Origin of the sequence: Streptomyces sp. NRRL S-87 (genome assembly GCF_000719335.1) — a bacterium.
GTDB lineage: Bacteria > Actinomycetota > Actinomycetes > Streptomycetales > Streptomycetaceae > Streptomyces.
Window position 1 is genome coordinate 1 of record NZ_JOGB01000060.1, and the last position, 24,489, is coordinate 24,489.

Sequence of the window (24,489 nt, forward strand, 5' to 3'; positions counted from 1 at the left end):
GGGCTTCGCCCTGGCCTGCGGCCACCCCTGGCCCGGGCCTGCCTCCGGACCAGCCTGCCACCCCTGTCAAGCGCCTCCCCCACACACCACGGGACCCACGGGCGTCGGGATGTCGGCCGGTACCGAGCGTGGACCCGGTCAGGAGGCGAAACGGCCGAACCTGCCCTTGTGGAACAGCAGCGGCTCGCCCTCCTGGGCGGCGCCCATGGCCTCCACGCGGCCCACGACGATGAGGTGGTCGCCGCCGGTGTGCACGGCGTGGATGCGGCAGTCGATCCAGGCGGGTACGTCCGCCAGTTGGGGCGACCCCGTCACGGGGGCCGGGGTGTGCGCGACGCCGGCGAACTTGTCGGCGCCGCTGACGGCGAAGGACCGGCAGAGGCCGCCCTGTTCGGCGCCGAGGATGTTCACGCAGAACACCCCGGCCCGGGCGATGCGGGGCCACGTGGTCGACGTGCGGCCCACCATGAACGTCACCAGCGGCGGGTCGAGGGAGAGCGAGGCGAAGGACTGGCAGGCGAAGCCGGCCGGGCCGTCCCCGTCGCCGTCCGCCGCGGGGGCGGTGATTACCGTGACCCCACTGGCGAAGTTGCCCAGCACGGACCGGAATTCGCCGCTGCCGATGGGCGCGCGCTCGTCGTCCCGGACGGCGCGCAGCTCGGGGCGCGGATGGGGGTCGACGGGGGTCGGCGCGGCGGTGGGCGCGCCCGTGGTCCTGAGGTATCGGATGACGGTGGCCGCCATCCCTGCGTGTCCCATCATGGCTCGATTGAACCTGACGGCTCGTCAGATGGGAAGGGAGGCGGGGCCGCGACCGGGGCGTCTTCCGCGTGTGGAGGGGGCGGGGTCTCGCGTGCGGGCGCGGCGTAATACGTGGTGTTACGTTGTGGTGATGGCGACCGAGCGCTTGTCGATCAGCATGCCGTCCGAGGTCCGCGCCCGGATCAGGGAGTACGCGGCCGCGGCGGGTCTCGACGTGTCGACCTACCTCGTCATCGCGGCGCAGGCGCAGATGGACGAGCAGGATCGGATAAGGCGGGTCTTCGAGACCTTCGAAGGGGCCCGCGTGGACGCCGAGGTCAGGGCCGCCCCCGAGGTGTGGCCCGGCGACGAGATCGAGCTGACCGCCGAGGAGCAGTCCGAAGTGGACGCGATCCTCGGCCGGACGCGCCCCGGCGAGGCCGCCGCGTGAGGATGGCCGTCTATCACACCGGCATGCTGATCGGCGTGGTGGGCAAGAAGCGACGGGCCGCCGTCCTCGACGTCTGAGCGGCGCCGTCACAGGCCCCGGTACTTGGGGGTGCGGCGTTCCTTGAAGCTGGCGACGCCCTCGGTGGCGTCGGCGGTGGTCATGTTCAGCTCCTGGGCCACCGCCTCGGCGGCCAGCGCGGTCGCGCGGTCGGTGTCCAGGGAGGCGTTGACCAGCGCCTTGGTCAGGGCCAGGGCCCGGGTCGGGCCCTGCGCGAGCCGTTCGGCCCAGGTGCGGGCGAGGCCCGCCAGGTCGGCGTCGGGGACCACCCGGTTCACCAGTCCCAGCCGCAGCGCGTCGGCGGCCGGCAGCGCGTCGCCGAAGAACATCAGCTCCTTCGCCCGCTGCGGGCCCACCAGCCGGGGCAGCAGGTACGCCCCCGCCCCGTCCGGCACCAGCCCGCGGCGTACGAACACCTCGATGAACTTCGCCGACTCGGCCGCCAGCACCAGGTCGCAGGCGAGGGCGAGGTGTGCCCCGATGCCGGCTGCCGTGCCGTTGACGGCGGCGATCACCGGCTTCTCGCAGTCCATCACGGCCGTGACGAAGCGCTGCGCACCCTGTCGGATCAGCCGGGCGACGTCGCCGACGACCCGGTCGCCGGCGGCCGCGGGGCCGCCGCGCAGGTCGGCGCCCGCGCAGAAGCCCTTGCCGGTGGCGGTCACCACGACGGCCCGGACGGAGGGGTCGGCCGACGCCTCGGCGAGCAGCGCCATGATCCGCTCGCGCTGGTCCCAGGTGAGGGCGTTGAGGGCGGCGGGGCGGTTGAGGGTGATCCACGAGACGCCGTTCTCCAGGCGGTGGAGGACGTCGTCCGGCGGTTCGGGCCCGTCCGTGGCGGGCGGTGCCTCTGCTGCGGGGCCTGCCGCCGCCTTCGGGGCCGGGTCCGGCTGGGCCCCGGCGGCCCCCGTCGGGCCCGGTGCGTCGGCGTTCCGTACGTCGTCCATGGCGGCCTCCGGCCTCGTCATCGGCAGATCGCGAGTGCGTCCAGCGCCACCGCGCCCTGGCCCCGCGGGAGCACCATCAAGGGGTTGATGTCCAGCTCCGACAGTTCGCCGCCCAGCTCCAGCGCCATCCGCTGGATCCGCAGCACCACCTCGACCAGCGCGTCCACGTCCGCCGGCGGCGCCCCGCGCACGCCCTCCAGCAGGGCGTGCCCGCGCAGTTCGCGCAGCATCGCGCGGGCCTGCTGCTCGCCGAACGGCGGCACCCGCACGGCCGCGTCCTGGAGCACCTCCACCAGCACCCCGCCCAGCCCCACGGTCACCGTCGGGCCGAACAGCGGGTCCTGGGTGACCCCCACGACCATCTCCACGCCCCGTTCCACCATCTGGCAGACCAGGATCCCGTCCAGCGGGACGCCCTCGTAGCGCGCGATGTCCGTCAGCTCCCGGTACGCGTCCCGGATCTGGCTCGCGGAGGTCAGCCCGACCTTCACCAGCCCGAGCTCCGTCTTGTGGGCCAGCTGCGGCCCGGAGGCCTTCATGACCACCGGGTACCCGACCAGCCCCGCGGCCCGGACCGCCGCGGCCGCGCTGGTCACCAGCTGCTCGCGCGGCACCCGGATCCCGTACGCCCGCAGCAGCTGCTTGGCCGCGTGCTCGCTGAGCTGCTGGCCGGGCCGCATCAGCCCCTGCGCCTTGCGGTACGAGGGGGAGGGGGTGCGGGGCGCGTCCTCGAACGGCGAGCGGTACCCGGCCGTGAAGCGGTGGTGGTCGAGGTAGGCCTTGACCGCGGTGATGCAGTTGCCGAACGTGCGGAACGTCGCCACCCGCGAGGAGCCGAGCAGGGTCGTGCGGTACGCGTCCTCGGTCCCGACCGGCGACCCCCACACCACGCAGACCAGCTTGTCGGTCTCCTCGGCCGCGTCGGCGAGGTCCTGTGCGAGCTTGTCGCTCATGGGCGGGAACGGTCCGGTGATCGGGCAGATCAGCACGCCCACCGACGGGTCGGCCAGGATCGCGTCGATGATCTTCCGGCCGCGCCAGTCGCCGACCGGGTGGCCGCCGTTGTCGACGGGGTTCGCGACGTCGAGGAACTCGGGTATCCACTGGTGGAGTTCGTCCTGCTTGGCCTGCGGGAGGGTGGGCAGGGACAGGCCCGCCTGGGTGGCCAGGTCGGAGAAGTGGGCGCCCGTCCCTCCGGAGATGGAGTACACGACGACCCCGTCCGCCCGCGGCGGCCGGGCGCGTGCGAGCAGCGCGGCGGTGTCCTGGAGCTCGTCCAGCCCGTCGACCCGGATCACCCCGAACTGCCGCATCGCCGCGTCCACGACGGTGTCCGCCCCCGTCAGCTTGCCGGTGTGCGAGGCGGCCGTGCGGGCGCCGGCCTCGGTCCGGCCGACCTTGACGGCGACGACCGGTACGCCGTTGCGGGCGGCGCGGTCGGCGGCGAGCAGGAACGAGCGGCCGTCCTTGAGGCCCTCGACGTAGCAGGCGATCGCGCCGACCTCGGGGCGCTCGGCGAAGTACGAGATGAAGTCGGCGGTCTCCAGGTCGGCCTCGTTGCCGGTCGGGGCCCAGTGGGAGAGCCGGATGCCGAGCTCCTGGAGGGCGTGGACGGGCCGGCCCTGGTGACCGGACTGGGTGATGAGGGCGATCGCGGGCCCGTCGAGGTCGTCCCGGAAGCGCTCGAAGGCGTTGAGGTTGGTGTTGGGGCCGAGCAGGCGCAGCCCCGAGCGCTGCACGGCGGCCGCGAGCCGCTCCTGGGCCCGGGCACCCGCTTCGCCCGTCTCGGCGAAGCCCGAGGCGAAGGCGACCGCGAACTTCACCTTGGCCTCGGCCAGCTCCTCGATCACCGGCAGCGGGTCCGCGACCAGCAGCACGGCCAGGTCGACCTGCTCGGGCAGGTCGGCCACCGAGGCCACGCAGGGCAGGCCGAAGACGGTCGTGCGGGTGGGGTGGACCGGGTGCAGGCGCGCGCCCACCCGCTCGGCCCAGGCGAGCAGCTGCCGTGTGATGCCGGTGTTGGGTCTGCCCTCGGCGTCGGACGCGCCGACGACGGCCACCGACCCGGGCCGGAAGAACCGGTCCAGGTCGGGCACGTCGGCGTGCAGCGGGCGCCCGCTGACGTCCAGGTCCGCGGCCGCGCCGGCGGAAGCCGGGGCCGTGGAATGGACGGCCTGGCGGGGGGTTTCCCCGCAGGCCTCGACACGGGCGCGGAAGTCGGTGGTGAGGGTGCCGTGAGTAGATCCAAGCATCGTTCCGCCCGCTCCTGCTCGATGACGCTCCAAGGACTGACGCCGTACGGCTGCACGCGGCCGCGTCCTGCCGGCCGAGCGGGCAGGAGCAGCGGTCGCGATTACTGACGTGTAGTCAGATTACTGTCAGATTACTGAACTGACGAGCAGTCAGGAAGCGGGAGTGTGCAGGCGGGTTCGGGCCGGCTCCCGGCGGGCGCCGCGCTACGCGGGGTCGACCGCGCCCGGGCGGGCCTCGCCGGGGGGCGCCGTACGGGCCCCGGGGGCCCCGGCCGCCCGTACGTCGGACCCGGCCGCCGCGCGCGGCCCGGTCCTGGCCGCGGCGCGGGAGCGGGCCTTGGCCTCGGCGCGGGAGCTGGCCTTGCCCGCCGCCCGGTCGCGGGCCCGCTCGGCCTTGCGGGCCGCTGCCCGCGCCCGGGCGACGGCGCGGGCGATCCGCTCCGCGTCCAGGGCCAGCTCGCGGAACATGCCGCTGATCGGGTTCGTGTAGCCCGTGAAGTACAGCCCCGGCGCCGCCGCGTCGCCGGCCGGGTGCGGCCCGTGGGCCCGCGGCCGGCCCCGCTCGTCCAGCACGCCCAGATGTCCGACCAGGCCCTCCAGCCCGCGCCGGTACCCGGTGGCCGCGACCACCGCGTCCGGAGTGATCCGGCTGCCGTCCGCCAGCACCACCTCGGCGCCGTCGAAGGACTCCACCGCCGCCACCGGTACGACCTTCCCGGCGCGCACCGCGTCGATGAGGCCCACGTCCTGCACCGGGATCGCGCCTTCCCGGACCCGGCTGTACAGGCCGGTCTCCGGGCGCGGCAGCCCGTGCTCCGAGAGGTCGGGCACCGAGACCTTCGCGACCCAGGCCCCGAGCCGGTCCACGAGCCGCACCGGCAGCCGGCGGACCAGGATGCCGGTCCGCTGGGCGGGCCAGCCCAGCGTCGAGCGGCGCACGATGTGGGGGGCGGTGCGCACCGCCAGCCGCACCCGCGCCGCGCCGCCCTCGACCAGGTCGACGGCTATCTCGGCGCCGGTGTTGCCGGTGCCGACGACGAGCACGTCGAGGCCCGCGTACGGCTCGGCGTTGCGGTACTCGCCCGCGTGCCGGAGGGTGCCGGTGAACGTCCCGCGGCCCGGCCAGTCCGGCAGGTGCGGGGTGTGGTTGAAGCCGGTGGCGACCACCACGGCGGTGGCGGCGAGCTCCCGCCCGCCGGTGCCGTGCAGCACCCAGCCGGGGCCGTCGGGTCCGTCCGGCGCCGGGTCGATCCGGGTCACCTCGACGCCGGTGATCAGCTCCAGGTCGTGGTGCTCGGCGTACCCCTCCAGGTACCGGACGACGTCGTCGCGGCCCACCCAGCGCCCGAACCGGCGGGGTATCGCGAGGCCCGGGAGGGCCGACAGGCGGCGGGTGGTGTGCAGGTGCAGCCGGTCGTAGTGGCGGCGCCAGGAGGCCCCGACCTCCCCGGACTTCTCGACCACCACCGCCCGGACCCCGCGGGCGCGCAGGGCCGCGGCGGCGGCCAGGCCGCCGGGGCCGGCGCCGATGACGTAGACGGGGCGGGGCTCGGTGCAGTCGCCGAGGTCGGCGGGGTCGGCGTTTTCCAGCATGGGCCGTGAGCGTATCGGCACGCAGCGTTGATGGGTCTCGGTCAAGCCGGGAATCGGTTGCGAATCGATCACGGGGTGGGTCGCGGCGGCGGTCGGGGTGCGGTCGCGGGTGGCCGAAGGGGAGGGCGCGGGTGTGCGAGGTGGTGTCGGGGGGCTTGTGCGGCGGCCTCGGGATCCGCTGAACTGACATACCGTCAGATAGGTGGGGGTGCGGGAGCGCGAGGGAGGTGGTGGGCCGGTGCGGAGCATCGCGCTGAGCGGGGCGGAGTGGGTCGCCGTCCTGCGGATGGGCCTCGGCCTGTGGTGGCTGGAGAGCTGGCGGCACAAGGACAAGAAGGGCTGGTTCGAGCGCGGCACGGGCATCGCGTGGGCGGCGGACGTCGCGGGGAAGCACCGCTGGCCGCTCGTGCGGACCGGCTTCGCGCAGGTCGTGCAACCCCGGCCCAGGCTGATGGCGTACGTCGTGGTGTACGCCGAGCTGGCCGTCGGCCTCGGCCTGGTGGTGGGCCTCCTGACGCCGGTCGCGCTGGTGGGCGGGCTGCTGCTGAACCTGCTCTACCTGGTGCTGATGATCCACGACTGGGCCGAGCAGGGGCAGAACGCGATGATGGCGCTGATCTCGGTGGTCGCGCTGGTCGCGATGAGCTGGCAGGTGTGGTCGGCGGACCGGGCGATGGGACTGTTCCTTTGAGCGCCTCCACGAGCGCCGCGGGCGCATCCGCGGGTACGCCGCCGGGAGCTGCGGGGGCTGGGGGGGCTACGGGGGCTACGGGAGCTGCGGCCGCCGCGGCCGGTACGTCCCCGACCGCCGCGGTCGGCTCCGCCGCCGCGTCCCCCGGTCCCGCCGCGCGGGCCGCCGGCCCGCGGTTCGACCTGCCGGAGGTCGACGCCTTCACACGGCCGTGGTGGGAGGCCGCCGGGGCGGGGCGGCTGCTGGTGCGCCGGTGCGGGGGGTGCGGGCGGGCCCACCACTACCCGCGCGAGTTCTGCCCGTACTGCTGGAGCGAGGAGACGGGGTGGGAGGAGGCGAGCGGTCGCGCGACGCTCTACACGTGGTCCGTCGTGCACCGCAACGACCTGCCGCCCTTCGGCGGCCGGGTGCCCTACGTCGCCGCCGTCGTGGACCTCGCGGAGGGGCCGCGGATGATGACCGAGGTCGTCGACTGCCCCGGGGCGGAGCTGCGGATCGGGATGCCCCTGGAGGTGGCGTTCCGCCGCGGGGGTGGGGGTGAGGGCGGGGGTGAGGCGCCTGCGGTCCCGGTGTTCCGGCCCTCCTCGGGGACCGCGGACGCCGCGGCAAAGGGGTCCCTGGCCTGAGGGGCGTGGGCGCGCCGGGGGCCGCCCCGCCCCCTGGCGGCGCGGGCCGGGGGTCTCCGGCGATCAGGGCCGGGCCCGGCCCTGACGCGCCGGCACCCTAGGGCCAGAGCAGTTCCCGGACCCAGGTGGCCGCGTCGGCGGGGTCGCGGCGGTAGCGGAGCCGGACGTGGCGGCGCTCCGGGTCGCCCTGGAAGAACTCGACCTCGCGCGGCCGCAGTAGGTACAGCGTCCAGGTCGGCGCCGGGGCGTCCGGCTCCCGCCCGGCCCGCTCCCACGCCTGCGACGAGGCCGCCGCCAGCTCCTCGCGGGAGCCCAGCACCTCGCTCTGGTGGCCCGTCAGGGCGGCCGCGAGCGCGCCCCGCGAGCGTACGGCCAGGTCGGCGCGGCTCTCCTGGGGCGTGGCCGCGTGCACCTCGCCCCGTACCCGGACCTGGCGGCCGACCGCGGGCCAGTAGAACCCGAGAGCGGCCTCGGGGCGGGCGGCGAGCTGCCGGCCCTTCGCGCTGCCCGAGTGCGAGGCGAAGTGCCAGCCGTGCTCGTCCGCCTCGTGCAGCATCACGGTGCGGACGTCCGGCCGCCCGTCGGGGTCCGCGGTCGCGAGCGCCATGGTGTGCGGCTCGGTCTGGCCGGCCTTGGCCGCGTGCGCGAACCAGTCCCGGAACAGCGGCAGCGGGGCCTCGGGGGCGGAGTCCGGGTCGAACGAGGGCAGGTCGGTGTCCCAGACGCGCAGGGCGTGCAGGACGGCGTGGAAGTCCTCGGGCGTGGTCGTCATGGGGCCATCGAAGCAGAGCGGCGGGGGCGTGAGACGGACGAACAGGCCCCGGAGCGTCTGAAGCATGTCTTCCGCGCCGAGATCCCGATGTGATGGGGACATGGAAAACAAGGTCTCGTTCTCGCTGGTCCTCGCCTCCGCCCTGGCCGCCGGGCTCGTCGCCGGGGTCTTCTACGCCTTCTCCACCGGCGTGATGAGCGCGCTCTCCGCGCTCTCGCCCAAGGAGGGGATCACCGCGATGCAGTCGATCAACGTCGCGGTGATCAACCCGGCCTTCCTGGGTGCGTTCATGGGCGCCGCCGCCCTCGCGCTGGCCTCCGGGATCTACGCCGTCACCCACTGGAAGGCGCCGGGGGCGGGCTGGATGCTCGCGGGGGCGCTGCTCTACCTCATCGGCTCGTTCCTGTGGACGATGGGCTTCCACATCCCGCGCAACGACGCGCTGGCCGCGCTGGACCCGGCCGCGCCGGGCAGCGTGCAGCCGTGGCTGGACTACGTACGCGTGTGGACGGCGGGCAACCACGTCCGGGCCCTCGCCTCGCTGGCCTCCTCGGCCTGCTTCATCGTGGCGCTGGTGAGCCGGCGGGCGGGGTGAGGGGCGTGAGCCCGGCCAGGCGCAGTTCGACGTACGCGACGGTGTCGCCGGGCAGGACGTACCGGTCGAACTCCACGAAGCCCCGGGCGCCGGCGAACCGCAGGCCCTCGGGGTTCGAGGCCAGGACCACGGTCTCGACGGCCTCGGCGCCCAGTTCCCGGGCCGTGGCCAGGCCGCGGGCGTAGAGCTCGGTGCCGAAGCCCCGGCCGCGGTGGGCGGGGAGCACCCGCGCGATGACCGTGGCGGTGGGGCGGGCCGGCGGCGCGAGGCCGTCCGCCGCGGCGGCCGCGGCGACGGCGGCCGGCGGCCGGACGGTGGTGCAGCCGACGGGTACGTCCCCCAGGTACGCCACCTCGAGGTGGTGGCGGACGGACCGGTCCCGGACCTGCTCTGGGGAGAGGGCGTCCGGGGGGACGATCTCGTTGTGCACGTACCGCCAGTGCTCCAGGGCGGTGTCCCCGGTCGGTGTGGTGATGCGCAGCCCGCTCATCCCCGCACCCAATCCGGCCGGGCCGCGCCGGTCAACCGCCTTTTCCCGACGCCCGTTCCGACCCGGCCGGGCCCGGTCCTCAGCCGCGGCCGAGGACCAGCGTGCCCGAGGAGCAGAACCAGCCGCCGGTGCCCGAGGCGACGGCCAGTTCCGGCAGTCGCCCGCCGGCCTTGCGGACCTGGCCCGCGCCGGCCTCGCCGCGCAGTTGGCGGACGGCCTCCACGATCAGGAACAGCCCGCGCATGCCGGGGTGGCAGGCGGACAGCCCGCCGCCGTCGGTGTTCACCGGCAGCTCGCCGTCGCGCAGCAGCCGGCCCTTCTCCACGAACGCACCGCCCTCGCCCTTCGCGCAGAACCCCAGGTCCTCCAGGGTCACGAGGGTCATGTACGTGAAGGCGTCGTAGATCTCGGCGAGGTCGACGTCGGCCGGCCGCACCCCCGCCCGCTCGAAGGCGAGCCGCCCCGACACGGCGGCGGGGGAGACGGTGAAGTCCTGCCACTCCGACATGGTGGTGTGGGACACCGAGGTGCCGGCTCCGAGGATCCAGACCGGCTCCTTGGCGGTGTCGGGGACGTGGTCCTCGGCGGCCAGCAGCACCGCGCAGCCGCCGTCCGAGCGGATGCAGCAGTGCAGCTTCGTGAACGGGTCCGCGATCATCTCGCCCGACAGGACCTCGTCCACGGTGATCGGGGTCCGGAACATCGCGTCGGGGTTGGTGGCGGCGTTCGCCCGCGCCTGGACGGCGACCGAGGCGAGCTGCTCCAGGGTGGTGCCGTACTCGTGCATGTGGCGGCGGGCGGCCATGGCGTACTTGGCGATCAGCGTGTGGCCGTACGGGACTTCGAACTGGAGCGGGCCGCGGGCGCCGAAGGAGAGGTTCGAGGTGCGCCGCCGGGCCTTGATGTCGGCGCGGGCCGTGGAGCCGTAGACCAGCAGGACGGCGTTGGCCGTGCCGGCGGCGATGGCCTCCGCCGCGTGCGCGGCCATCACCTCCCACGTCGAGCCGCCCACCCCGGTCGAGTCCACCCAGGTGGGCCGCAGGCCCAGGTACTCGGCCACCTCGACCGGGGCCAGGGTGCCCAGGCCGGCCGAGCCGAAGCCGTCGATGACCGAGCGGTCGAGGCCGGAGTCGGCGAGGGCGCGCCGCGCGGCCTGGGCGTGCAGGGCGTACGGGGTGGCCTCGTCGACCCGGCCGCAGTCGGAGAGCGCGACGCCGACGACCGCGACCCGGCGGCGGGGGCCGGACCGGGCCGGGGAGGGGGCGTGGAGGGTGGCTGCTGACATGGATCTGACGGTACGTCAGGCGTGGCGGGCGCGAAAGGGGGTGGCGGCCGGCCCCCGCCGGCCGCCGCCGGCGGGGCGCTCCGGTCGGGCGTCGCGTGACGCTGGGCATTCCCGCCCGCCCGGCCTAATATGACGCGCCGTCAGATACGGGAGGAGCCCGCCGATGGACGCCGCCTTCACAGCGGAGCAGGACGAGATCCGGCGCACGCTGAGGGAACTGCTGGGCAAACGCAGCGGCCCGGACGAGGTCAAGGCCGCCGTACGCACCGCACCCGGATACGACCGCGAGCTCTGGCAGCTGCTCGCCCACCGGCTCGGACTGCCCGGGCTCGCGCTGCCCGAGGAGGCCGGCGGGGTCGGCTGCGGCCTCACCGAGCTGGTCCTCGCCTGCGAGGAGACCGGGCGCACACTGACCCCCTCGCCCCTGCTGGCCACGTCCCTGCTGGCCGCCCCGCTGATCGCGGCGCTCGGCACCACCGAGCAGCGGGCCCGACTGCTGCCGGCCCTCGCCGCCGGGGCGCTCACCGCCGCCCTCGTGGTGCCGGGCACGGCCCTGTCCACCGCCCTCGACCTGACCGCCGACAGCGCCCCCGGGGCCTGGGCCGGCGGCGGCCGCGCGGGCGGCGTGCAGGCCCGGCCGACGCCCGCGGAGCAGGCCGGGGGCGGGGAGCCGGACCGGCCCGGGGCGCGGGACGGCGCCGCGGTGGGGGACGGCGCCGGGGCGCGGGACGGCGCCGGGGCCTGGCGGCTGTACGGCGAGGCGGCCCAGGTCCTGGACGGGCACAGCGCCGACCTCCTCGTCGTCGCCGCACACACCGGCGGCTTCGCGCGCGGCCGCGCGCAGCTGTTCCTCGTACGGGCCGACGCCGCCGGCGTGGTCCGCGCCCGCCAGACCGCCCTGGACGAGACGCGCCCGCAGGGCCGGGTCCAGCTGCGCGACGTACCCGCCGAGCTGCTCGGGTCGGACGACGAGGCGGACGTGTGCGCCGCGCTCGCCGGGACGGGGCGGGGCGCGGCCGCGGCGCTGGCCGCCGAGGCCGCCGGGGCCGCCGGACAGGCCCTGGCCAGGACCGTGGAGTACGTCCGCACCCGCGAGCAGTTCGGCCGGCCCGTCGGCTCGTTCCAGGCGGTCAAGCACCGGCTGGCCGACGTCTACGTCCAGGTGCAGGCGGCCCGCTCCGCGGCGTACTACGCGGCCTGGGACCCGGGACAGGGCGGCCTCGCCCTCGCGCAGGCGCTGGAGGCGCTGCGCACGGCCGCGTCGGAGGCGGTGCAGCTGCACGGCGGCATCGGCTTCACCTGGGAGCACGACGCGCACCTGTACTTCAAGCGGGCGGCGGCCGACGAGCTGCTCTTCGGGCCCGTGCACCGGCTCCGCGCGCACGCCGCCGACCGGGCCGGGCTGTTCGCCGCGGCTCCCGGCTCGCCTCCGACCACGGTTCCGGCCACGGTTCCGACCACGGTCCCCGCCACGGTCCCCACGGCCGGCCCCGCCGGCTCCGGAGAAGAAAGGGTGGCCGTCTGATGCCTCCCGGTGTCCGCCTGATGCAGAAGGTCTCCTCGACCCGTACGTTCGCCAGGATCGCCCCGCACTTCATCCCGGCCATGGACCGCGCGGTCCACCGGCTCACCCGCGGCAAGGTCATCCTCAGCGCCAGGATGCTGCCCGGGGTGATCCTCACCGCCAAGGGCGCCAGGTCCGGCCTGCCGCGGGCGACGCCGCTGGCGTGCATGCCGGAGGAGGGTGCCGGCACGTGGATCCTGATCGGCTCCAACTTCGGCCGCCCCGGGCACCCCGCCTGGACCGCCAACCTGCTCAAACACCCCGACGCGGAGGTGAGTTGGAAGGGGCAGGACATCCCGGTCCGGGCCCGGCTGCTGACGGGGGAGGAGCGGGCGGCGGCGTGGCGGGCGGTACTGGGCTTCTGGCCGCCGTACGCGACGTACCAGGCCCGCATCGAGCGGGAGATCCGCCTCTTCCGCCTGGAGCGGCGCTGAGGGCTCGGGCGCGCGGCGCGACGCTGGCCGCCGCCCGTATGCGGTCCACGGCCGCGCTGCGGCCGCCGGTACGGACCGCGGCGGCGCTGCGGCCGCCGGTACGGGGCGCTGCGGCCGGCCGGTACGGAATGCGGGGCGCCGCGACCGGCTTACGGACCGCGACCGCGCTGTGGCCGCCCGTACGCGCACCGCGGCGGCGGACCCCCGAGTGGCCCGCCGCCGCGCAGACAGGATGTGCCGGGGTCGGCGGCCGCGCGGGATCTCCCCCGAGACCCGCTGCGGCCGTCCGGTGCCCGGTCGTCAGTGGGCGTCGCCCGGCCTCACCGGGCGCCGCCCGGGGTCACCTGGTCGGCTTCTTGCCGGTGACGCCCAGGTGCACCAGGAGCGCCAGGTTCGGCTTGAGCTCCGCCTGCTTGACGCCCCAGGTCTGGAAGCCCTTCTGGTGCGAGGCGACCGCCGCGAGCATCGCGACGAGCGAGCCGGCCATGGCGGCGGCGCTGACGTCCTTGTCGAGCTTGTTCTTGGCCTGGAGCTCCTTCATCGACTCCGTGAGGGAGTTGGTGACGGAGTTCAGGATCTTCATGCGGATCTTGTAGAAGCGCTTGTCGCCCTCGGCCGCGCCGAGGTCGACCACGCGCAGGATCGCGTCGTTCTTGCGCCAGAAGTCCAGGAATCCCTCGACGAGTTCCTCGGCCGCCTGCCAGCCGGACTTGCCGACCCAGGTGCGGCCCTCGACCAGGGAGGTCAACTGGGCGCCCTCGGTGGCCATTTCCTCGGCGATCTCCAGTACCGCGCCCTCGACGTCGGGGAAGTACTGGTAGAAGGTCGCCGGCGAGGTCCCGGCCTTGCGGGCGACGTCGATGACCTTGACGTCGCGGTACGGCGAGGAGCTGAGCATCTCGCTGAGGCAGTCGAGCAGCTTCTGCCGCGTCGCCTGTCCACGCCGACCGGCCACGCGGCCGTCGACGGTGCGCACTTGTCCTGTCATGCCGTCAGCTTACCGAGGGGTGATCTGCGCGCGATTCGGCCGCCTGCAAATGGGGTTACCGGCTCCCGGCGGGGCCTTCGCGGCCCCGTTCCGGGGCTGTTCCGGGGCTGTTCCGGCCCCGTTCCCGGCCGGTTTCCCGCCCCGCTGCCGCCCCAGGCGCCTGCTCGCCACCACCCCTCACCGACCCCGTTTCCGCCATGCTTCCGGTCGACCGCGCAGCGTGACCGGCGGGGCGGCGGGGGCGGCGGGGCCGGCGGTCCGGCGCACCGGGCGGGACCGCGCTCACCCGAATAGTCTTATCAACAGGCTGTGGACAACTCTGGTGGACAAGCGGCCCGCGGCCCGGCCGCCCGCCCCGCGGTGGCGGACCCCGCCCCGGCGGCCGCGGAACGCGACCCCGGCGGCGGTCCGCTCTCGGTGCGTGACGGGCGCGGGCCGATTAGTTTGACAGCACGGGCAGGGGGGACCCCCGCGCAAGGGAAGGACCGGTCCATGGCCGCATTCGCAGAGGGCACGCCCTGCTGGGTCGACGCCTCGCTCCCCGACGTCGAGGCGGGCAAGCGGTTCTACGGCGAGCTCTTCGAGTGGACCTTCGGCGACAGCGCGGGCCCCGAGTACGGCGGCTACACCCAGGCCTACTGCGAGGGCCGCAACGTCGCCGCCCTCGCCCCCAAACCCGACGGCCGCATGCCCACCGTGTGGAACGTCTACCTCGCGGCCAAGGACGCGCGCGCCACCGCCGCCCGGATCCGCGGCGCGGGCGGCCAGGTGATCATGGATCCGATGCCCGTGGGCCCGTACGGCAGCGTGGCCCTGGCCGCCGACCCGGGCGGGGCCGTCTTCGGCCTCTGGGAGCCCGGCACGCACCACGGCTTCGAACGCCACGGCGAGCCGTTCTCGTACTGCTGGACCGAGCTCTACACCCGCGACCGGGACGCCGTGGACACCTTCTACGCCCAGGTCTTCGGGTACGTGCCCCAGGACCGGGACGACGCGGGCATCGAGTACCGCACCTGGTCGCCGCCGGGCGCCGAACCGGGGCCCGACACGGCGATCGTCGGACGCAGCGTGATCACGGACGCGTTCCCCGAGGCGATGCCGGCGCATTTCCTGGCGTATTTCGCGGTGCCGGACTGCGACCGCTCGGTGGCCACCGTCCGCCGGCTCGGCGGCCGGGTCAGCGCCGACCCGTTCGACACCCCGTACGGGCGGGTGGCGGTCGTCGCGGACAACCAGGGCGCGGCGTTCGCCCTGCTCAGCGAGGCCGTCTGAGCCCCGGAGCGACGCCGGCGGGCGCCCAGGACCACGCTCTTCCGGCCCCCGCCCGGCCCGCTCCGGGGGCGTCCGGCGGGCTCCCGTACCGGCCGTGCGCGGCCCCCTTACGCCGTCCGAGTCGTCCGGAACGCGGTGAGACACCCCGAGACGCCCCCGGGTTCGCCCATCCGGCCCCGGACCGACAGAATCGGGACCGGCAGAATCAGAGAGCAGGACGACCGACAGAGTCAGGACCGACGGAGTCGGGGAGCACCTCCCCGGGCCGGACACCACGGGCCGCGGGCCGGGGTGAGACGCTGCACGGGGCTGTTTGGAGCGGGTCCGGACGATGGCCCGTACGGGGAGGTGGCAGGCGAGTAATGGAGCAGCTGACGCAGCACGACCCGCGACGGATCGGTCCGTTCGAGGTGCTGGGCAGACTCGGCGCGGGCGGCATGGGTCTGGTGTACCTGGCGCGCTCGGCGTCCGGACGGCGCGTGGCGATCAAGACGGTGCGCACCGAGCTCGCCGAGGACCAGCTCTTCAGGGTGCGCTTCACGCGCGAGGTGGAGGCGGCGCGCGCGGTCAGCGGCTTCTACACCGCCGCGGTCGTGGACGCCGACCCGCGGGCCGCGGTCCCGTGGCTGGCCACGGCGTACGTGCCCGCGCCCTCCCTGGAGGAGATCGTCAACGAGTGCGGGCCGATGCCCGCGCAGGCGGTGCGCTGGCTGGCGGCCGGCATCGCCGAGGCGCTGCAGTCCATCCACGGGGCCGGGCTGGTCCACCGCGACCTGAAGCCGTCGAACGTACTGGTCGTCGAGGACGGCCCGCGCGTGATCGACTTCGGTATCGCGAGCGGCGTCTCCAACACCCGTCTGACCATGACGAACGTCGCGGTCGGCACCCCCGCCTACATGTCGCCCGAGCAGGCGAAGGACTCGCGCAGCGTGAAGGGCGCGAGCGACGTCTTCTCGCTCGGCTCGACGCTGGTCTTCGCCGCCACCGGCCATCCGCCGTTCCACGGCGCGAACCCGGTCGAGACGGTGTTCATGCTGCTGCGCGAGGGCCCGAACCTGGAGGGGCTGCCCGAGGAGCTGCGGCCGCTCATCGAGTCCTGCATGCAGATGGACGCCACGCTCCGGCCCACCCCGGCCGACCTGCAGGCCCAGCTGGCCCCGCACCTGTTCGCGGCCGGCGACGACAGCGGCACGGCCTCGGCGTGGCTGCCGGCCCGGGCGGTGGAGCTGATCGAGCAGCGCCGCGCGGGAGCCTCCGGGCGTACGACCACCACGCCGGGCGCGGCGGGCGCGGCCCGGCCCGGTCCGGCCCGGAACGCCCCGGAACCCCACGGCGGCCCCGCCGCGGGGCCGGCCACCCACCGCCGCGAGCGGCCGGAGCCGGCCTGGGCGAACGACCCGCGGACCGGCCAGGCGACGCCGCCGCGGCCGCCGCACCCGCCGGGCGCCGGCCGCGGCCCGGGGGCCGCACCGGTGCCGGCGGGGCCCGCCCTGCCCGCTTCCTCCGGAGAACCGGTCCGCCTGGGTGCCGCGCCCGTGCCGATCGGTCCCGGCCCGCGGGCCGGCCGGGCCGCCGCCGCCTCGGCCGTGGCCGAGCCGGGGCCGGCCACCGGCTGGATCCGCCCGCCGGCCGGTGTGGACGCGCCGCCGGCCCCCGCGACCTCCTCCGCCCCCTCGGCGCTGTCCATCGCCGCCGACGGCGGCGCCGCCGCGTCGTCCACCGTGCCGCGCCCCGGCCCCGCTCCGGACAGCGGGCGCTGGCGGCCGTGGCGGTTCCGGATGTCCAACGAGGTCTGGGGCACGCCCAGCGTCGACGGGGACCTGCTGTACGTCACCTCCTTCGAGGTGCACGCCCTCGACGTGGCCAGCGGCCGCCGCCAGTTCAAGACCCGCGAGGTCGCCTGGGCGATGCAGGTGGCGGACGGCCGGATCCACGCCTCCGACGGCCCGTCCCTGTACGCGCTGGACGCCAAGGACGGCACCGAGCGGTGGCGGCTCCAGACCGACGCCTGGGTGTACGCCCTCAAGGCCGACCGGGGCACGGTCGTCACCGCCACCCGCGGCGGCGGCGTACAGGCCTGGGAGGCCGCGAACGGCCAGCAGCTGTGGGAGACCTCCGGCGCCCAGACCGACTTCGAGACGCCCGAGGCGGCGCCGGTCATCCACGACGGCACGGTGTACGTCTGGCAGAACGCGCGGCTGCGCGCGCTGGACGCCCGTACCGGCGCCGAGCAGTGGTCGTACCCCGTCGGGGACGCGGCCTCCTGCGGGAACGTCCCGGTGCGCGTCACCCCCGCCCCGGACGGCTACGTGTACATCGCCGCCGGCACCCGGGTCATCGCGGCCGACACCGCCACCGGGCGGGTCCGCTGGCACTTCGAGGCGCCGGCCGTCTTCCTGGCGCCGCCGGCCTTCGCGCCGGGGCCGGCGGTCACGGGCGGCGGGGTGTACCTGGCCGACTACCTGGGCACGGTGTACGCGCTCGACGCGACCACGGGCAAGGACCGCTGGCGGATCGCGACCGAGCCGCGCCAGTCGGCCGAGCCGGTGATCGTGGCGGGCGGCAGCATCCACCTGGGCGCCGGCTCGGCGCTCTACACGCTGGACGCGGTCACGGGCACGCCGAAGTGGCGCTTCGCCGCGGGCGGCGAGATCACCGGCGCTCCGGCCGTGGCCGAGGGGCGCGTCCACTTCGGCTCCGCCGACCACTGCCTGTACACGCTGGACGCGGCCGGCGGGCAGCTCCGGTGGAAGCTCGCCACCGGCGGCGAGATCACCGGTTCGCCGGTCGCCAAGGCGGGCGTGGTCTACGCGTGCAGCAAGGACCGCTGCGTGTACGCGCTGGACGCGGCCAAGGGGACGGGGACCCGTACGGCGGGGTGATCGCCTCCGACGCCGGCGGGGCTGGAAGATCCAGCGCCGCCGGGCGTCGGAGGCGCGGGGGTCCCGGGTCGGGCCAGGGGCCGGTTGCGGGGCAGCCGCAGCCCTCAGGGGCTGTTCAAGGGCGGGCCCAGCGGGGGACCGTGGTCCGGGCCGTCGGGGCGGGGTTCCGTCTCGTGCAGCGGTGCGCCGAGTGCCGGGCCGTGTTCGTCGTCCTGGGCGGTCGTGGGGCCGGGGGGCCCGCCGTGCGACGGGGGCCCGAGCGGGGGGCCGTGGTCCGCGGCGTCGGGGCCCGGTTCGGTCTCGTGCAGCGGTGCGCCGAGTGCCGGGCCGTGGTCGGCCCCGGCGTCCGGTGCGCGGTGCCGGCCCTGGCCGCCGGGGTCGTACGCGCGCGGGATGCGGGCGGTCGCGGTGTCGCGGCCCGGCGGGGCGCCGCGGGCGGTGTCGGCCTCGTAGCCGCCGACCCGCTGCCGGGGCCGCCGGCCGCTCATGACGGCCGCGCCGATCAGCAGGAAGAGGCCGCCGCCGAGCGCGTTCGCGACGCCCGGGCCGAGGCCCTGTGCACCGTTCCCCACGGCCAGTTCGCCCGCGGCCTGGCCCTGCCGGACCATCCACAGGACGGTGAAGCCGAGCACCACGACGCCCGCGAGGGCCATCAGGATCCGGGACCGCAGGACCACGGCGACCAGCGTCAGCACGGCCGCGCACGCGAAGGGCAGGAACAGCGACCACATCACGGTGGCGTGCGCGTCGCTGATCCCCTCGGCGGAGAAGAGCTCCCCGAGACGGTAGTCGCGTCCGAGACGGCCGTCGTACCAGGCACGGAAGGGGCTGAGGACGGCGGCCGTCGCTCCCACGAGCCCCACCACGGAACCGAGGACGTTGCGGACCATCTCGGCCTCCTGGGTGCGGGCTCTCGTTCCCGACGCTACGCCCGCCGGGGACCCGGCGCACTCCCACCCCGACGGGGTCCGGGACCGCCTCTCCGCGGCTACCCGGGAGGCCCTCCGGCATGCGCGGTGCCGGGGGCTCCGGACCCGTTCCCGCGCCTCCTGGTAGCGTGCCCCGGGTTCGCCCAGGGGAGGGAATTCGGCCATGCTGCGCCGCCGCGTCAGGTTCGCGTCCGTGACCACCGCCGTCGTGCTCGGTCTGACCGGGTTCTCCGGCCACGGCCACGGCTCGGGCGGCGGCTCCGTCCACAAGGACGGCGGGTCCGGCGGCGGTTGCTCCAGCTCGAAGAAGCACAACGGGACGCACTCCGACACCGACTACGACGGCACGGACGGCACCGACGGCACCAGCGGCAGCAGCAGCGGTCAGGGCGGCAGTACTTCTGCCCCCGCCCCCACCGCCTCCGCCGAGCCGGGCTACGCCTACGTCCTGACCTGCGCCGGCTCCCGGGGGACGACCCGGACCCCGGGCGGGAAGAAGGCCGGACCGGCCACCGCCTCCACCGTCCAGGTCCACTCGCGGCTCTCCACGACGCAGACGTTCGAGGTCACCGTCGCCTTCCGGGGCGACACGGGCACCGCGGCCGACGTCGAGACCGACCGCAACACCGTCGCCGTCACCCTCGACGCCCTCGACAGCCGGCCGCTCACCGTGCCCATGACGAAGCCCGCGCGGGCCGGGGACGTCACCAGCTGCGTGGTCCTGTCCGTCACGCCGGTCAGCGGAGCCGGAACCCCGGACCCGGGCTCCCCGAGCCCGTCGCCCGCCGCGAGCTGAACAGCTCGGCCTGCCGCTCCGGTGCCAGGTTGCCCAGCGTGACCAGGTGCGGGGCCTGCGCCAGGGCCGCGGCCCTGGCCGCCTCCTTGGCGGACCAGAGGGCCCGTACGGTGCCCTGCACGGCCGTCGCCGGATACCCGGCCAGGGTCTGCGCGCACCGCACGGCGGCGGCCAGCTCCGCGCCCGGCTCGGTGAGCTCGGAGACCAGGCCGATCTCGTACGCGCGGCGGGCCGAGAGCCGTTCCGCCGTGCCCATCAGGGACATCCGGGCGACCTCGCCGAACGGCATCCGCTGGGCCATGTAGACCGCCTCGTAGGCGCTCACCATGCCGTAGGTCGTGTGCGGGTCGAAGAAGGTCGCGGACGTCGAGGCCACGACGAACTCCGTCTCGCCCAGCAGGTAGAAGGCCCCGCCGCAGGCCATGCCGTTCACGGCGGCGACCACCGGGGTCCACAGCCCGGCGGCCTTCGGGCCGATGCCGATCATCGGGTCCTCGATGCCGAACGGGGTCGGCGGCTGGGCCACCTCCACCGAGCGGTCGATGCCGGTGCAGAACGCGGCGTCGCCCGCGCCCGTCACGACCACCGCCCGGACGGTGTCGTCGAAGCGGAACGCCCGCCAGGTGGCGGCCAGCTCGGCGGCCATGGCGAGGTCCACGGCGTTGTGCCGGGCCGGCCGGTCGAGGGTGACCACCGCGACGCCGGTGGCCTTGTCCCGCTCGACCCGGACCCCGCCGGAGCCCGAGCCGGCACCACCCGGGTCGGCACCACCCGGGTCGGCACCACCCGAGCCGGGGCCGGGGCCGGAGCCGGCGCTCACGCCCGCTCCAGCAGCCAGCGCGGCACGCTCACGCCCCCGACCTCGGTGAACGCCACCTGCACCCGCGCCCCGATGCGCAGCCGCGCCGGGTCCACGGAGTCCAGCGGGGCGTCCGGCGCGGCCACCAGGTTCCCGGCCAGCCGGATCTGCGGGGCCTCGGCGAGCTCCACGAGGACGACGTTGTACGGGGCCTGGGCGGCGTACGCGGGCAGCAGCGGGGGGTGCGGCAGCACGTACGACCAGATCCGCCCGCGTCCGCTCATCAGCCGCCACTCGCTCGTGAACGACTGGCAGTGCGGGCAGCAGGGACGCGGCGGGAAGCGCAGCCGCCCGCAGTCGGCGCAGGCCTGGACGCGCAGTTCGCCGCGGGCCGCGTACTCCCAGAACGGGGCCCCGTCCTCGTCGGGCACCGGCAGCAGCAGGCCGTCCGCCGTCATCGTGTCGGTCATTCGCTCCGGCTCCTCGCTCACGTCGTCGGATCGGGGGTGGGCCGCGGCGGTCACGCGCGCAGCAGGATCGCGGACGTCGGCACGCCCTCGCCCGCCGTGACCAGGCAGGTGGTGGCGTCCGGCACCTGGGCGGTGGAGGTGCCGCGCAGCTGCTTGACGCCCTCGTTGATCAGGTTGAAGCCGTGGACGTACGCCTCGGACAGGCCGCCGCCCCCGGTGTTGAGGGGCAGCCGGCCGCCGATCTCCAGCGCGCCGCCCTCGGTGAAGGCCGCGCCCTCGCCGCGGCCGCAGAAGCCGTAGCCCTCCAGGGAGAGCGGGATGAGCGGGGTGAAGGCGTCGTAGATCTGGGCCACGTCCACGTCCTGCGGACCGAAGTCGGCCTGCTTCCACAGGTGGCGGGCGGCCGTCCAGGCGGGGCCGGACAGCGGGTCGTCGTTCCAGTAGTTGACCATGCCGTGGTGCTGGGCGGGCAGGCCCTGGGCGGCGGAGTGCACGTACACCGGTCTCTGCCGGCAGTCGCGGGCCCGCTCGGCGGAGACGATGACGCAGGCCAGCGCCCCGTCCGTCTCCAGGCAGTTGTCGAAGAGGCAGAGCGGCTCGCTGATCCAGCGGGCGGTCATGTACATCTCGCGGGTCAGCGGACGCTCGTACATCATCGCGGCGGGGTTCTGGTTGGCGCGGTTGCGGCAGGCCAGGGCCACGTTGAAGAGGTGGTCGCGGGTGGCGCCGTACTCGTGCATGTAGCGGCGCGCGAGGATGCCGATCTCGTCGGCCGGCCGCAGCAGGCCGAAGGGCCGGGTCCACTGGCCGGGGGTGGGCAGCTGCACGGCCGTGTTCTTCCACGGGCGGGGGCCCGAGCCGCGCTTGCGGGACCGCCAGGCGACCCCGACCGTGGCCTGGCCGGTGGCGACCGCGGCGGCGAGGTGGCCGACCGTCGCGCACGAACCGCCGCCCCCGTAGCCGACCTTGGAGAAGAAGGTGACGTCGCCGGCGCCGATCGCCTTGGCGACCTCGACCTCGTCGGTCTCCTCCATCGTGTACGAGGCGAACGCGTCGACCTCGGCGGGCGCGATGCCGGCGTCGTCGAGCGCGGCCAGGATCGCCCGGCAGGCCAACTCCTTCTCGGTCTGCGGGAGCCGTTTGGCGAAGGCGGTCTGCCCGATCCCGACTATCGCCGTGGCGTCCTTCAGGGTTGCCGCCATCGCCACCTCCGTGGGGGTGCGCCGGTGCGCCGCATCAGTGCTGACAGCGGGGAAGGCTACAGCTAATCTGACGGTTAGTCAGCTACTGGGAACGGGGCGGGTGGGGAGGCCTTGATGAACGACAGCCGGCACGGTGGCGAGGACCCGGGCACGGACGACGTCGACCCGCGCGGCGACCTGCGCTGGGGCAGCGTCCCGCGCCTGGTGCGCGAGGCCGCCGCCCGCTACGCCGACCGCGAGGCCGTGGTCGACGGCCGGGTCCGCGTCACGTACGCCGAACTCGGCGAGCGCGTCGAACGCGCCGCGGCCGCCTGCCTCGCGGCCGGCACCGAACCCGGCGACCGGGTCGCCGTCTGGGCACCCAACTCCCTCGACTGGATCGTCGCCGCCCTCGGCGCGGTCTCCGCGGGCGCCGTGCTGGTCCCGCTCAACACCCGCTTCAAGGGTGCCGAGGCCGCGTACGTCCTCGACAGCAGCCGCGCCCGCCTGCTCTTCGTCACCGGCACCTTCCTCGGCACCTCGTACGTCGCCTCGCTGCGCCGCGCCGCCGGGGACGGGCCGGGCACCGGTCCGCTGCCGGGCCTGCCGCACCTCGAGGAGGCCGTGGTGCTCGCCGAGGACGCGCCCGCGGGATTCCGCACGTGGAAGGACTTCCTCGCCGGCGGGGACGCGGTGGCCGCCGACGCCGTCCGCCGCCGGGCCGAAGCGGTGCCCGCCGACGCCCCCTCGGACATCGTCTTCACCTCCGGCACCACCGGACGCCCCAAGGGCGCGGTGATCACCCACGCCCAGTCGCTGCGCTGCTACCAGGTCTGGAGCGAACTCGCGGGGCTGCGGGAGGGCGACCGCTACCTGATCGTGAACCCCTTCTTCCACACCTTCGGCTACAAGGCGGGCATCATCGCGTGCCTGATGCGCGGGGCGACGATGGTCCCGCAGCCGGTGTTCGACGTCGACACCGTGCTCGCCAACATCGCCGCCGAGCGGATCTCCGTCCTGCCCGGACCGCCCACCCTGCACCAGTCGATCCTCGACCACCCCGCCCGCGACCACCACGACCTGTCCGCCCTGCGGCTGGTGGTCACCGGAGCGGCCGTGGTCCCGCTGCGGCTCGTCGAGCGGCTGCGCGGCGAGCTGCGCATCCGGACCGTGCTCACCGCGTACGGGCTGTCCGAGGCCAGCGGCATCGTGACCATGTGCCGGCGGGGCGACCCGGCGGAGACCGTCGCCGAGACCTCGGGGCGGGCGATCCCGGGGACCGAGGTGCGCGTGGTGGCGGGGGAGGACCCGGGCCGGGCGCTGCCGCCGGGGGAACCGGGGGAGGTGTGGGTGCGCGGGCACCACGTGATGTCCGGGTACTTCGAGGACCCGGAGGCGACCGCCGCGGCCGTCACGCCGGACGGCTGGCTGCGCACCGGCGACGTCGGGGTGCTGGACGCCCGCGGCAACCTGCGCATCACCGACCGGATCAAGGACATGTTCATCGTGGGCGGGTTCAACGCCTACCCGGCGGAGATCGAGCAGCTGCTGGGCCTGCACCCGGACGTCGCGGACGTGGCGGTGGTGGGCGTGCCCGACCCGCGACTGGGGGAGGTGGGCAAGGCCTACGTGGTCCGCCGCCCCGGCGCGACCCTGACCGCGGACGACCTCGTCGCCTGGTCCCGGCGCGAGATGGCGAACTACAAGGTGCCGCGCACCGTCGAGTTCGTCGCCGAGCTCCCCCGCAACGCGAGCGGCAAGGTCCTCAAGCGCGAGCTCCGCTCCCGGACGGCCTAGGCGGGGCGCCCTTGCGGGCCACGACGAGGCGGGCCCGGGGACTGCCGTCCGGGCGGCGGCCGAAGTGCTCCAGGGGGAGCAGCCCGACGCGGAACCCGGCCCGGGCCAGGTCCGTCCGTACGCCGCCCAGCGGGAAGGTCCGGTAGTACATCACGAACCGGGGCCGCCACAGTGCGTTGCGCACCCGCATCCCGGCGTCGAAGCCGAGCGCCGCCCAGTAGAGCGGCGAGGACGGGCGCGGTGGTGCCCCGACGGGGAAGGCGAAGACCCCGCCGGGCCGCAGCGCGCGGTGCACCCCGGCGAACAGGGCGGGGCGCTCCGCGGGCAGGAAGTGCCCGAAGGCGCCGAAGGAGACGGCCAGGTCGTACGCGGCGTCGAAGGGCAGCGCGCGGGCGTCGGCCCGGACGAGGTCCACGGCCGGGGTACGGGCCCCCGCGTGCGCCCGCCGGGCCCCGGCCAGCATCCCGGCGCTGACGTCGGTACCGGTCACCCGCTCGCGGCACAGCTGACGCAGGACGCCGATGCCCGCGCCGGTGCCGCAGCAGACGTCGAGCCCGGCGTCGAAGGGCCCGAGCCCGGCGAGCGCCTCCGCGGTGGCGTCGAGCACCCGGTCGGGGGTGCGGAAGGGGGTGTGGTCGAACGTGGGGGCGAGCAGGTCGTAGCCGCGCTCGACGGACGAGAGCGCCTGGACGGCGAGCTCGCGGAAGGTGGGTCCCTCGGCGGTGAACACCCCTTGAGCGTACGCAGAAACACGACGGTCGCGGTGGTCCCCCCTCCGGGCCACCGCGACCGTCCCCCCGTTGCCGTGCACCGCGGGGTTTCCCCCGATCCCCCGCGGCCGGTCCCCCGTGGTCTTTCCCCCCGTGGTCCCCCGTGC

Annotated in this window: 22 protein-coding genes and 1 pseudogene; 10 read left to right on the forward strand and 13 right to left on the reverse strand. The window is 75.5% G+C overall.

What is annotated here, in order from left to right; genetic code table 11:
- Positions 1–138: 138 nt before the first annotated feature.
- The gene (locus IF43_RS0129050; protein ID WP_030207321.1) at positions 139–744 is read right to left on the reverse strand and encodes a flavin reductase family protein; all 606 of its coding nucleotides are present in this window, start codon (positions 742–744) and stop codon (positions 139–141) included.
- Between the two features lie 148 nt (positions 745–892).
- Here IF43_RS0129050 and IF43_RS0129055 point away from each other — a divergent pair, with 148 nt between their 5' ends.
- Positions 893–1,192 carry a hypothetical protein gene (locus IF43_RS0129055; RefSeq protein WP_030207325.1) on the forward strand — a complete coding sequence of 100 codons (300 nt, stop codon included), beginning with the start codon at positions 893–895 and terminating at the stop codon, positions 1,190–1,192.
- Positions 1,193–1,278: 86 nt separating this feature from the next.
- Here IF43_RS0129055 and IF43_RS0129065 read toward each other — a convergent pair whose 3' ends face one another.
- The 3 genes and pseudogenes from IF43_RS0129065 to IF43_RS0129075 form a co-directional block, all read right to left on the reverse strand.
- Positions 1,279–2,217 carry an enoyl-CoA hydratase/isomerase family protein gene (locus IF43_RS0129065; RefSeq protein ID WP_234332576.1) on the reverse strand — a complete coding sequence of 313 codons (939 nt, stop codon included), beginning with the start codon at positions 2,215–2,217 and terminating at the stop codon, positions 1,279–1,281.
- On the reverse strand, positions 2,214–4,448 hold the full coding sequence (locus tag IF43_RS0129070) for an acetate--CoA ligase family protein (protein ID WP_030207331.1): 2,235 nt from the start codon (positions 4,446–4,448) through the stop codon (positions 2,214–2,216). The genes IF43_RS0129065 and IF43_RS0129070 overlap by 4 nt, the downstream gene beginning before the upstream one ends.
- Before the next feature lie 408 nt (positions 4,449–4,856).
- A pseudogene (locus IF43_RS0129075) lies at positions 4,857–6,041 on the reverse strand (flavin-containing monooxygenase); the annotation flags it as partial.
- A gap of 238 nt (positions 6,042–6,279) precedes the next feature.
- Between IF43_RS0129075 and IF43_RS0129080 the strand changes: the two are divergent.
- Positions 6,280–6,732, forward strand: a complete 453-nt coding sequence (locus IF43_RS0129080; RefSeq protein WP_030207337.1) for a DoxX family membrane protein — start codon at positions 6,280–6,282, stop codon at positions 6,730–6,732.
- Positions 6,733–6,914: 182 nt separating this feature from the next.
- Entirely contained in the window at positions 6,915–7,358 is a 444-nt protein-coding gene (locus tag IF43_RS0129085) for a Zn-ribbon domain-containing OB-fold protein (protein WP_051796387.1), read from the forward strand.
- 97 nt (positions 7,359–7,455) lie between these two features.
- On the opposite strand, the gene IF43_RS0129090 is transcribed toward IF43_RS0129085, so the two are convergent.
- On the reverse strand, positions 7,456–8,130 hold the full coding sequence (locus IF43_RS0129090; RefSeq protein ID WP_030207343.1) for a pyridoxal 5'-phosphate synthase: 675 nt from the start codon (positions 8,128–8,130) through the stop codon (positions 7,456–7,458).
- 100 nt (positions 8,131–8,230) lie between these two features.
- Between IF43_RS0129090 and IF43_RS0129095 the strand changes: the two genes are divergently transcribed.
- The gene (locus IF43_RS0129095) at positions 8,231–8,725 is read left to right on the forward strand and encodes a DUF1772 domain-containing protein (protein ID WP_030207345.1); all 495 of its coding nucleotides are present in this window, start codon (positions 8,231–8,233) and stop codon (positions 8,723–8,725) included.
- Here IF43_RS0129095 and IF43_RS0129100 read toward each other — a convergent pair.
- Together IF43_RS0129100 and IF43_RS0129105 are read right to left on the reverse strand one after the other, a co-directional pair.
- A complete protein-coding gene (locus IF43_RS0129100) occupies positions 8,691–9,215 on the reverse strand; it encodes a GNAT family N-acetyltransferase (protein WP_051796381.1) in 525 nt (174 codons plus the stop codon). The two genes, IF43_RS0129095 and IF43_RS0129100, sit on opposite strands and share 35 nt — an antisense overlap.
- 79 nt (positions 9,216–9,294) lie before the next feature.
- Positions 9,295–10,500 (reverse strand): acetyl-CoA acetyltransferase, encoded by a 1,206-nt coding sequence (locus tag IF43_RS0129105; protein ID WP_030207349.1) that lies wholly within the window; start codon positions 10,498–10,500, stop codon positions 9,295–9,297.
- Between the two features lie 163 nt (positions 10,501–10,663).
- On the opposite strand from IF43_RS0129105, the gene IF43_RS0129110 reads away from it, so the two are divergent.
- Both IF43_RS0129110 and IF43_RS0129115 read left to right on the forward strand, forming a co-directional pair.
- The gene (locus IF43_RS0129110; RefSeq protein ID WP_078910548.1) at positions 10,664–12,025 is read left to right on the forward strand and encodes an acyl-CoA dehydrogenase family protein; all 1,362 of its coding nucleotides are present in this window, start codon (positions 10,664–10,666) and stop codon (positions 12,023–12,025) included.
- A complete protein-coding gene (locus tag IF43_RS0129115; protein ID WP_030207354.1) occupies positions 12,025–12,498 on the forward strand; it encodes a nitroreductase family deazaflavin-dependent oxidoreductase in 474 nt (157 codons plus the stop codon). Before IF43_RS0129110 ends, IF43_RS0129115 begins: the two co-directional genes overlap by 1 nt.
- 340 nt (positions 12,499–12,838) lie before the next feature.
- Here the strand turns inward: IF43_RS0129115 and IF43_RS0129120 are convergent, their stop codons facing one another.
- Positions 12,839–13,486, reverse strand: coding sequence for a TetR family transcriptional regulator (locus IF43_RS0129120; protein WP_030207357.1), 648 nt, complete (start codon positions 13,484–13,486; stop codon positions 12,839–12,841).
- A gap of 492 nt (positions 13,487–13,978) precedes the next feature.
- On the opposite strand from IF43_RS0129120, the gene IF43_RS0129125 reads away from it, so the two are divergent.
- The gene (locus IF43_RS0129125) at positions 13,979–14,758 is read left to right on the forward strand and encodes a VOC family protein (protein ID WP_030207359.1); all 780 of its coding nucleotides are present in this window, start codon (positions 13,979–13,981) and stop codon (positions 14,756–14,758) included.
- Positions 14,759–15,120: 362 nt separating this feature from the next.
- On the forward strand, positions 15,121–17,640 hold the full coding sequence (locus tag IF43_RS0129130) for a PQQ-binding-like beta-propeller repeat protein (RefSeq protein ID WP_030207360.1): 2,520 nt from the start codon (positions 15,121–15,123) through the stop codon (positions 17,638–17,640).
- Positions 17,641–17,744: 104 nt separating this feature from the next.
- Here the strand turns inward: IF43_RS0129130 and IF43_RS38380 are convergent, their stop codons facing one another.
- A complete protein-coding gene (locus tag IF43_RS38380; RefSeq protein ID WP_063753416.1) occupies positions 17,745–18,530 on the reverse strand; it encodes a hypothetical protein in 786 nt (261 codons plus the stop codon).
- A gap of 202 nt (positions 18,531–18,732) precedes the next feature.
- On the opposite strand from IF43_RS38380, the gene IF43_RS0129140 reads away from it, so the two are divergent.
- Positions 18,733–19,365 carry a hypothetical protein gene (locus tag IF43_RS0129140; RefSeq protein WP_051796382.1) on the forward strand — a complete coding sequence of 211 codons (633 nt, stop codon included), beginning with the start codon at positions 18,733–18,735 and terminating at the stop codon, positions 19,363–19,365.
- Here the strand turns inward: IF43_RS0129140 and IF43_RS0129145 are convergent.
- Genes IF43_RS0129145 through IF43_RS0129155 form a run of 3 tightly spaced genes read right to left on the reverse strand, consistent with a single transcriptional unit; the run spans position 19,307 to position 21,836 of the window.
- Positions 19,307–20,185 (reverse strand): enoyl-CoA hydratase/isomerase family protein, encoded by an 879-nt coding sequence (locus tag IF43_RS0129145; RefSeq protein ID WP_078910549.1) that lies wholly within the window; start codon positions 20,183–20,185, stop codon positions 19,307–19,309. The genes IF43_RS0129140 and IF43_RS0129145 overlap by 59 nt on opposite strands.
- Positions 20,182–20,634 carry a Zn-ribbon domain-containing OB-fold protein gene (locus IF43_RS0129150; protein ID WP_234332577.1) on the reverse strand — a complete coding sequence of 151 codons (453 nt, stop codon included), beginning with the start codon at positions 20,632–20,634 and terminating at the stop codon, positions 20,182–20,184. Before IF43_RS0129150 ends, IF43_RS0129145 begins: the two co-directional genes overlap by 4 nt.
- Before the next feature lie 50 nt (positions 20,635–20,684).
- Positions 20,685–21,836 carry a lipid-transfer protein gene (locus IF43_RS0129155; RefSeq protein WP_030207373.1) on the reverse strand — a complete coding sequence of 384 codons (1,152 nt, stop codon included), beginning with the start codon at positions 21,834–21,836 and terminating at the stop codon, positions 20,685–20,687.
- Positions 21,837–21,950: 114 nt separating this feature from the next.
- Here IF43_RS0129155 and IF43_RS0129160 point away from each other — a divergent pair, with 114 nt between their 5' ends.
- The gene (locus IF43_RS0129160; RefSeq protein WP_051796384.1) at positions 21,951–23,612 is read left to right on the forward strand and encodes a FadD3 family acyl-CoA ligase; all 1,662 of its coding nucleotides are present in this window, start codon (positions 21,951–21,953) and stop codon (positions 23,610–23,612) included.
- Here the strand turns inward: IF43_RS0129160 and IF43_RS0129165 are convergent.
- Entirely contained in the window at positions 23,581–24,342 is a 762-nt protein-coding gene (locus IF43_RS0129165) for a class I SAM-dependent methyltransferase (RefSeq protein ID WP_051796386.1), read from the reverse strand. The two genes, IF43_RS0129160 and IF43_RS0129165, sit on opposite strands and share 32 nt — an antisense overlap.
- Positions 24,343–24,489 lie beyond the last annotated feature (147 nt).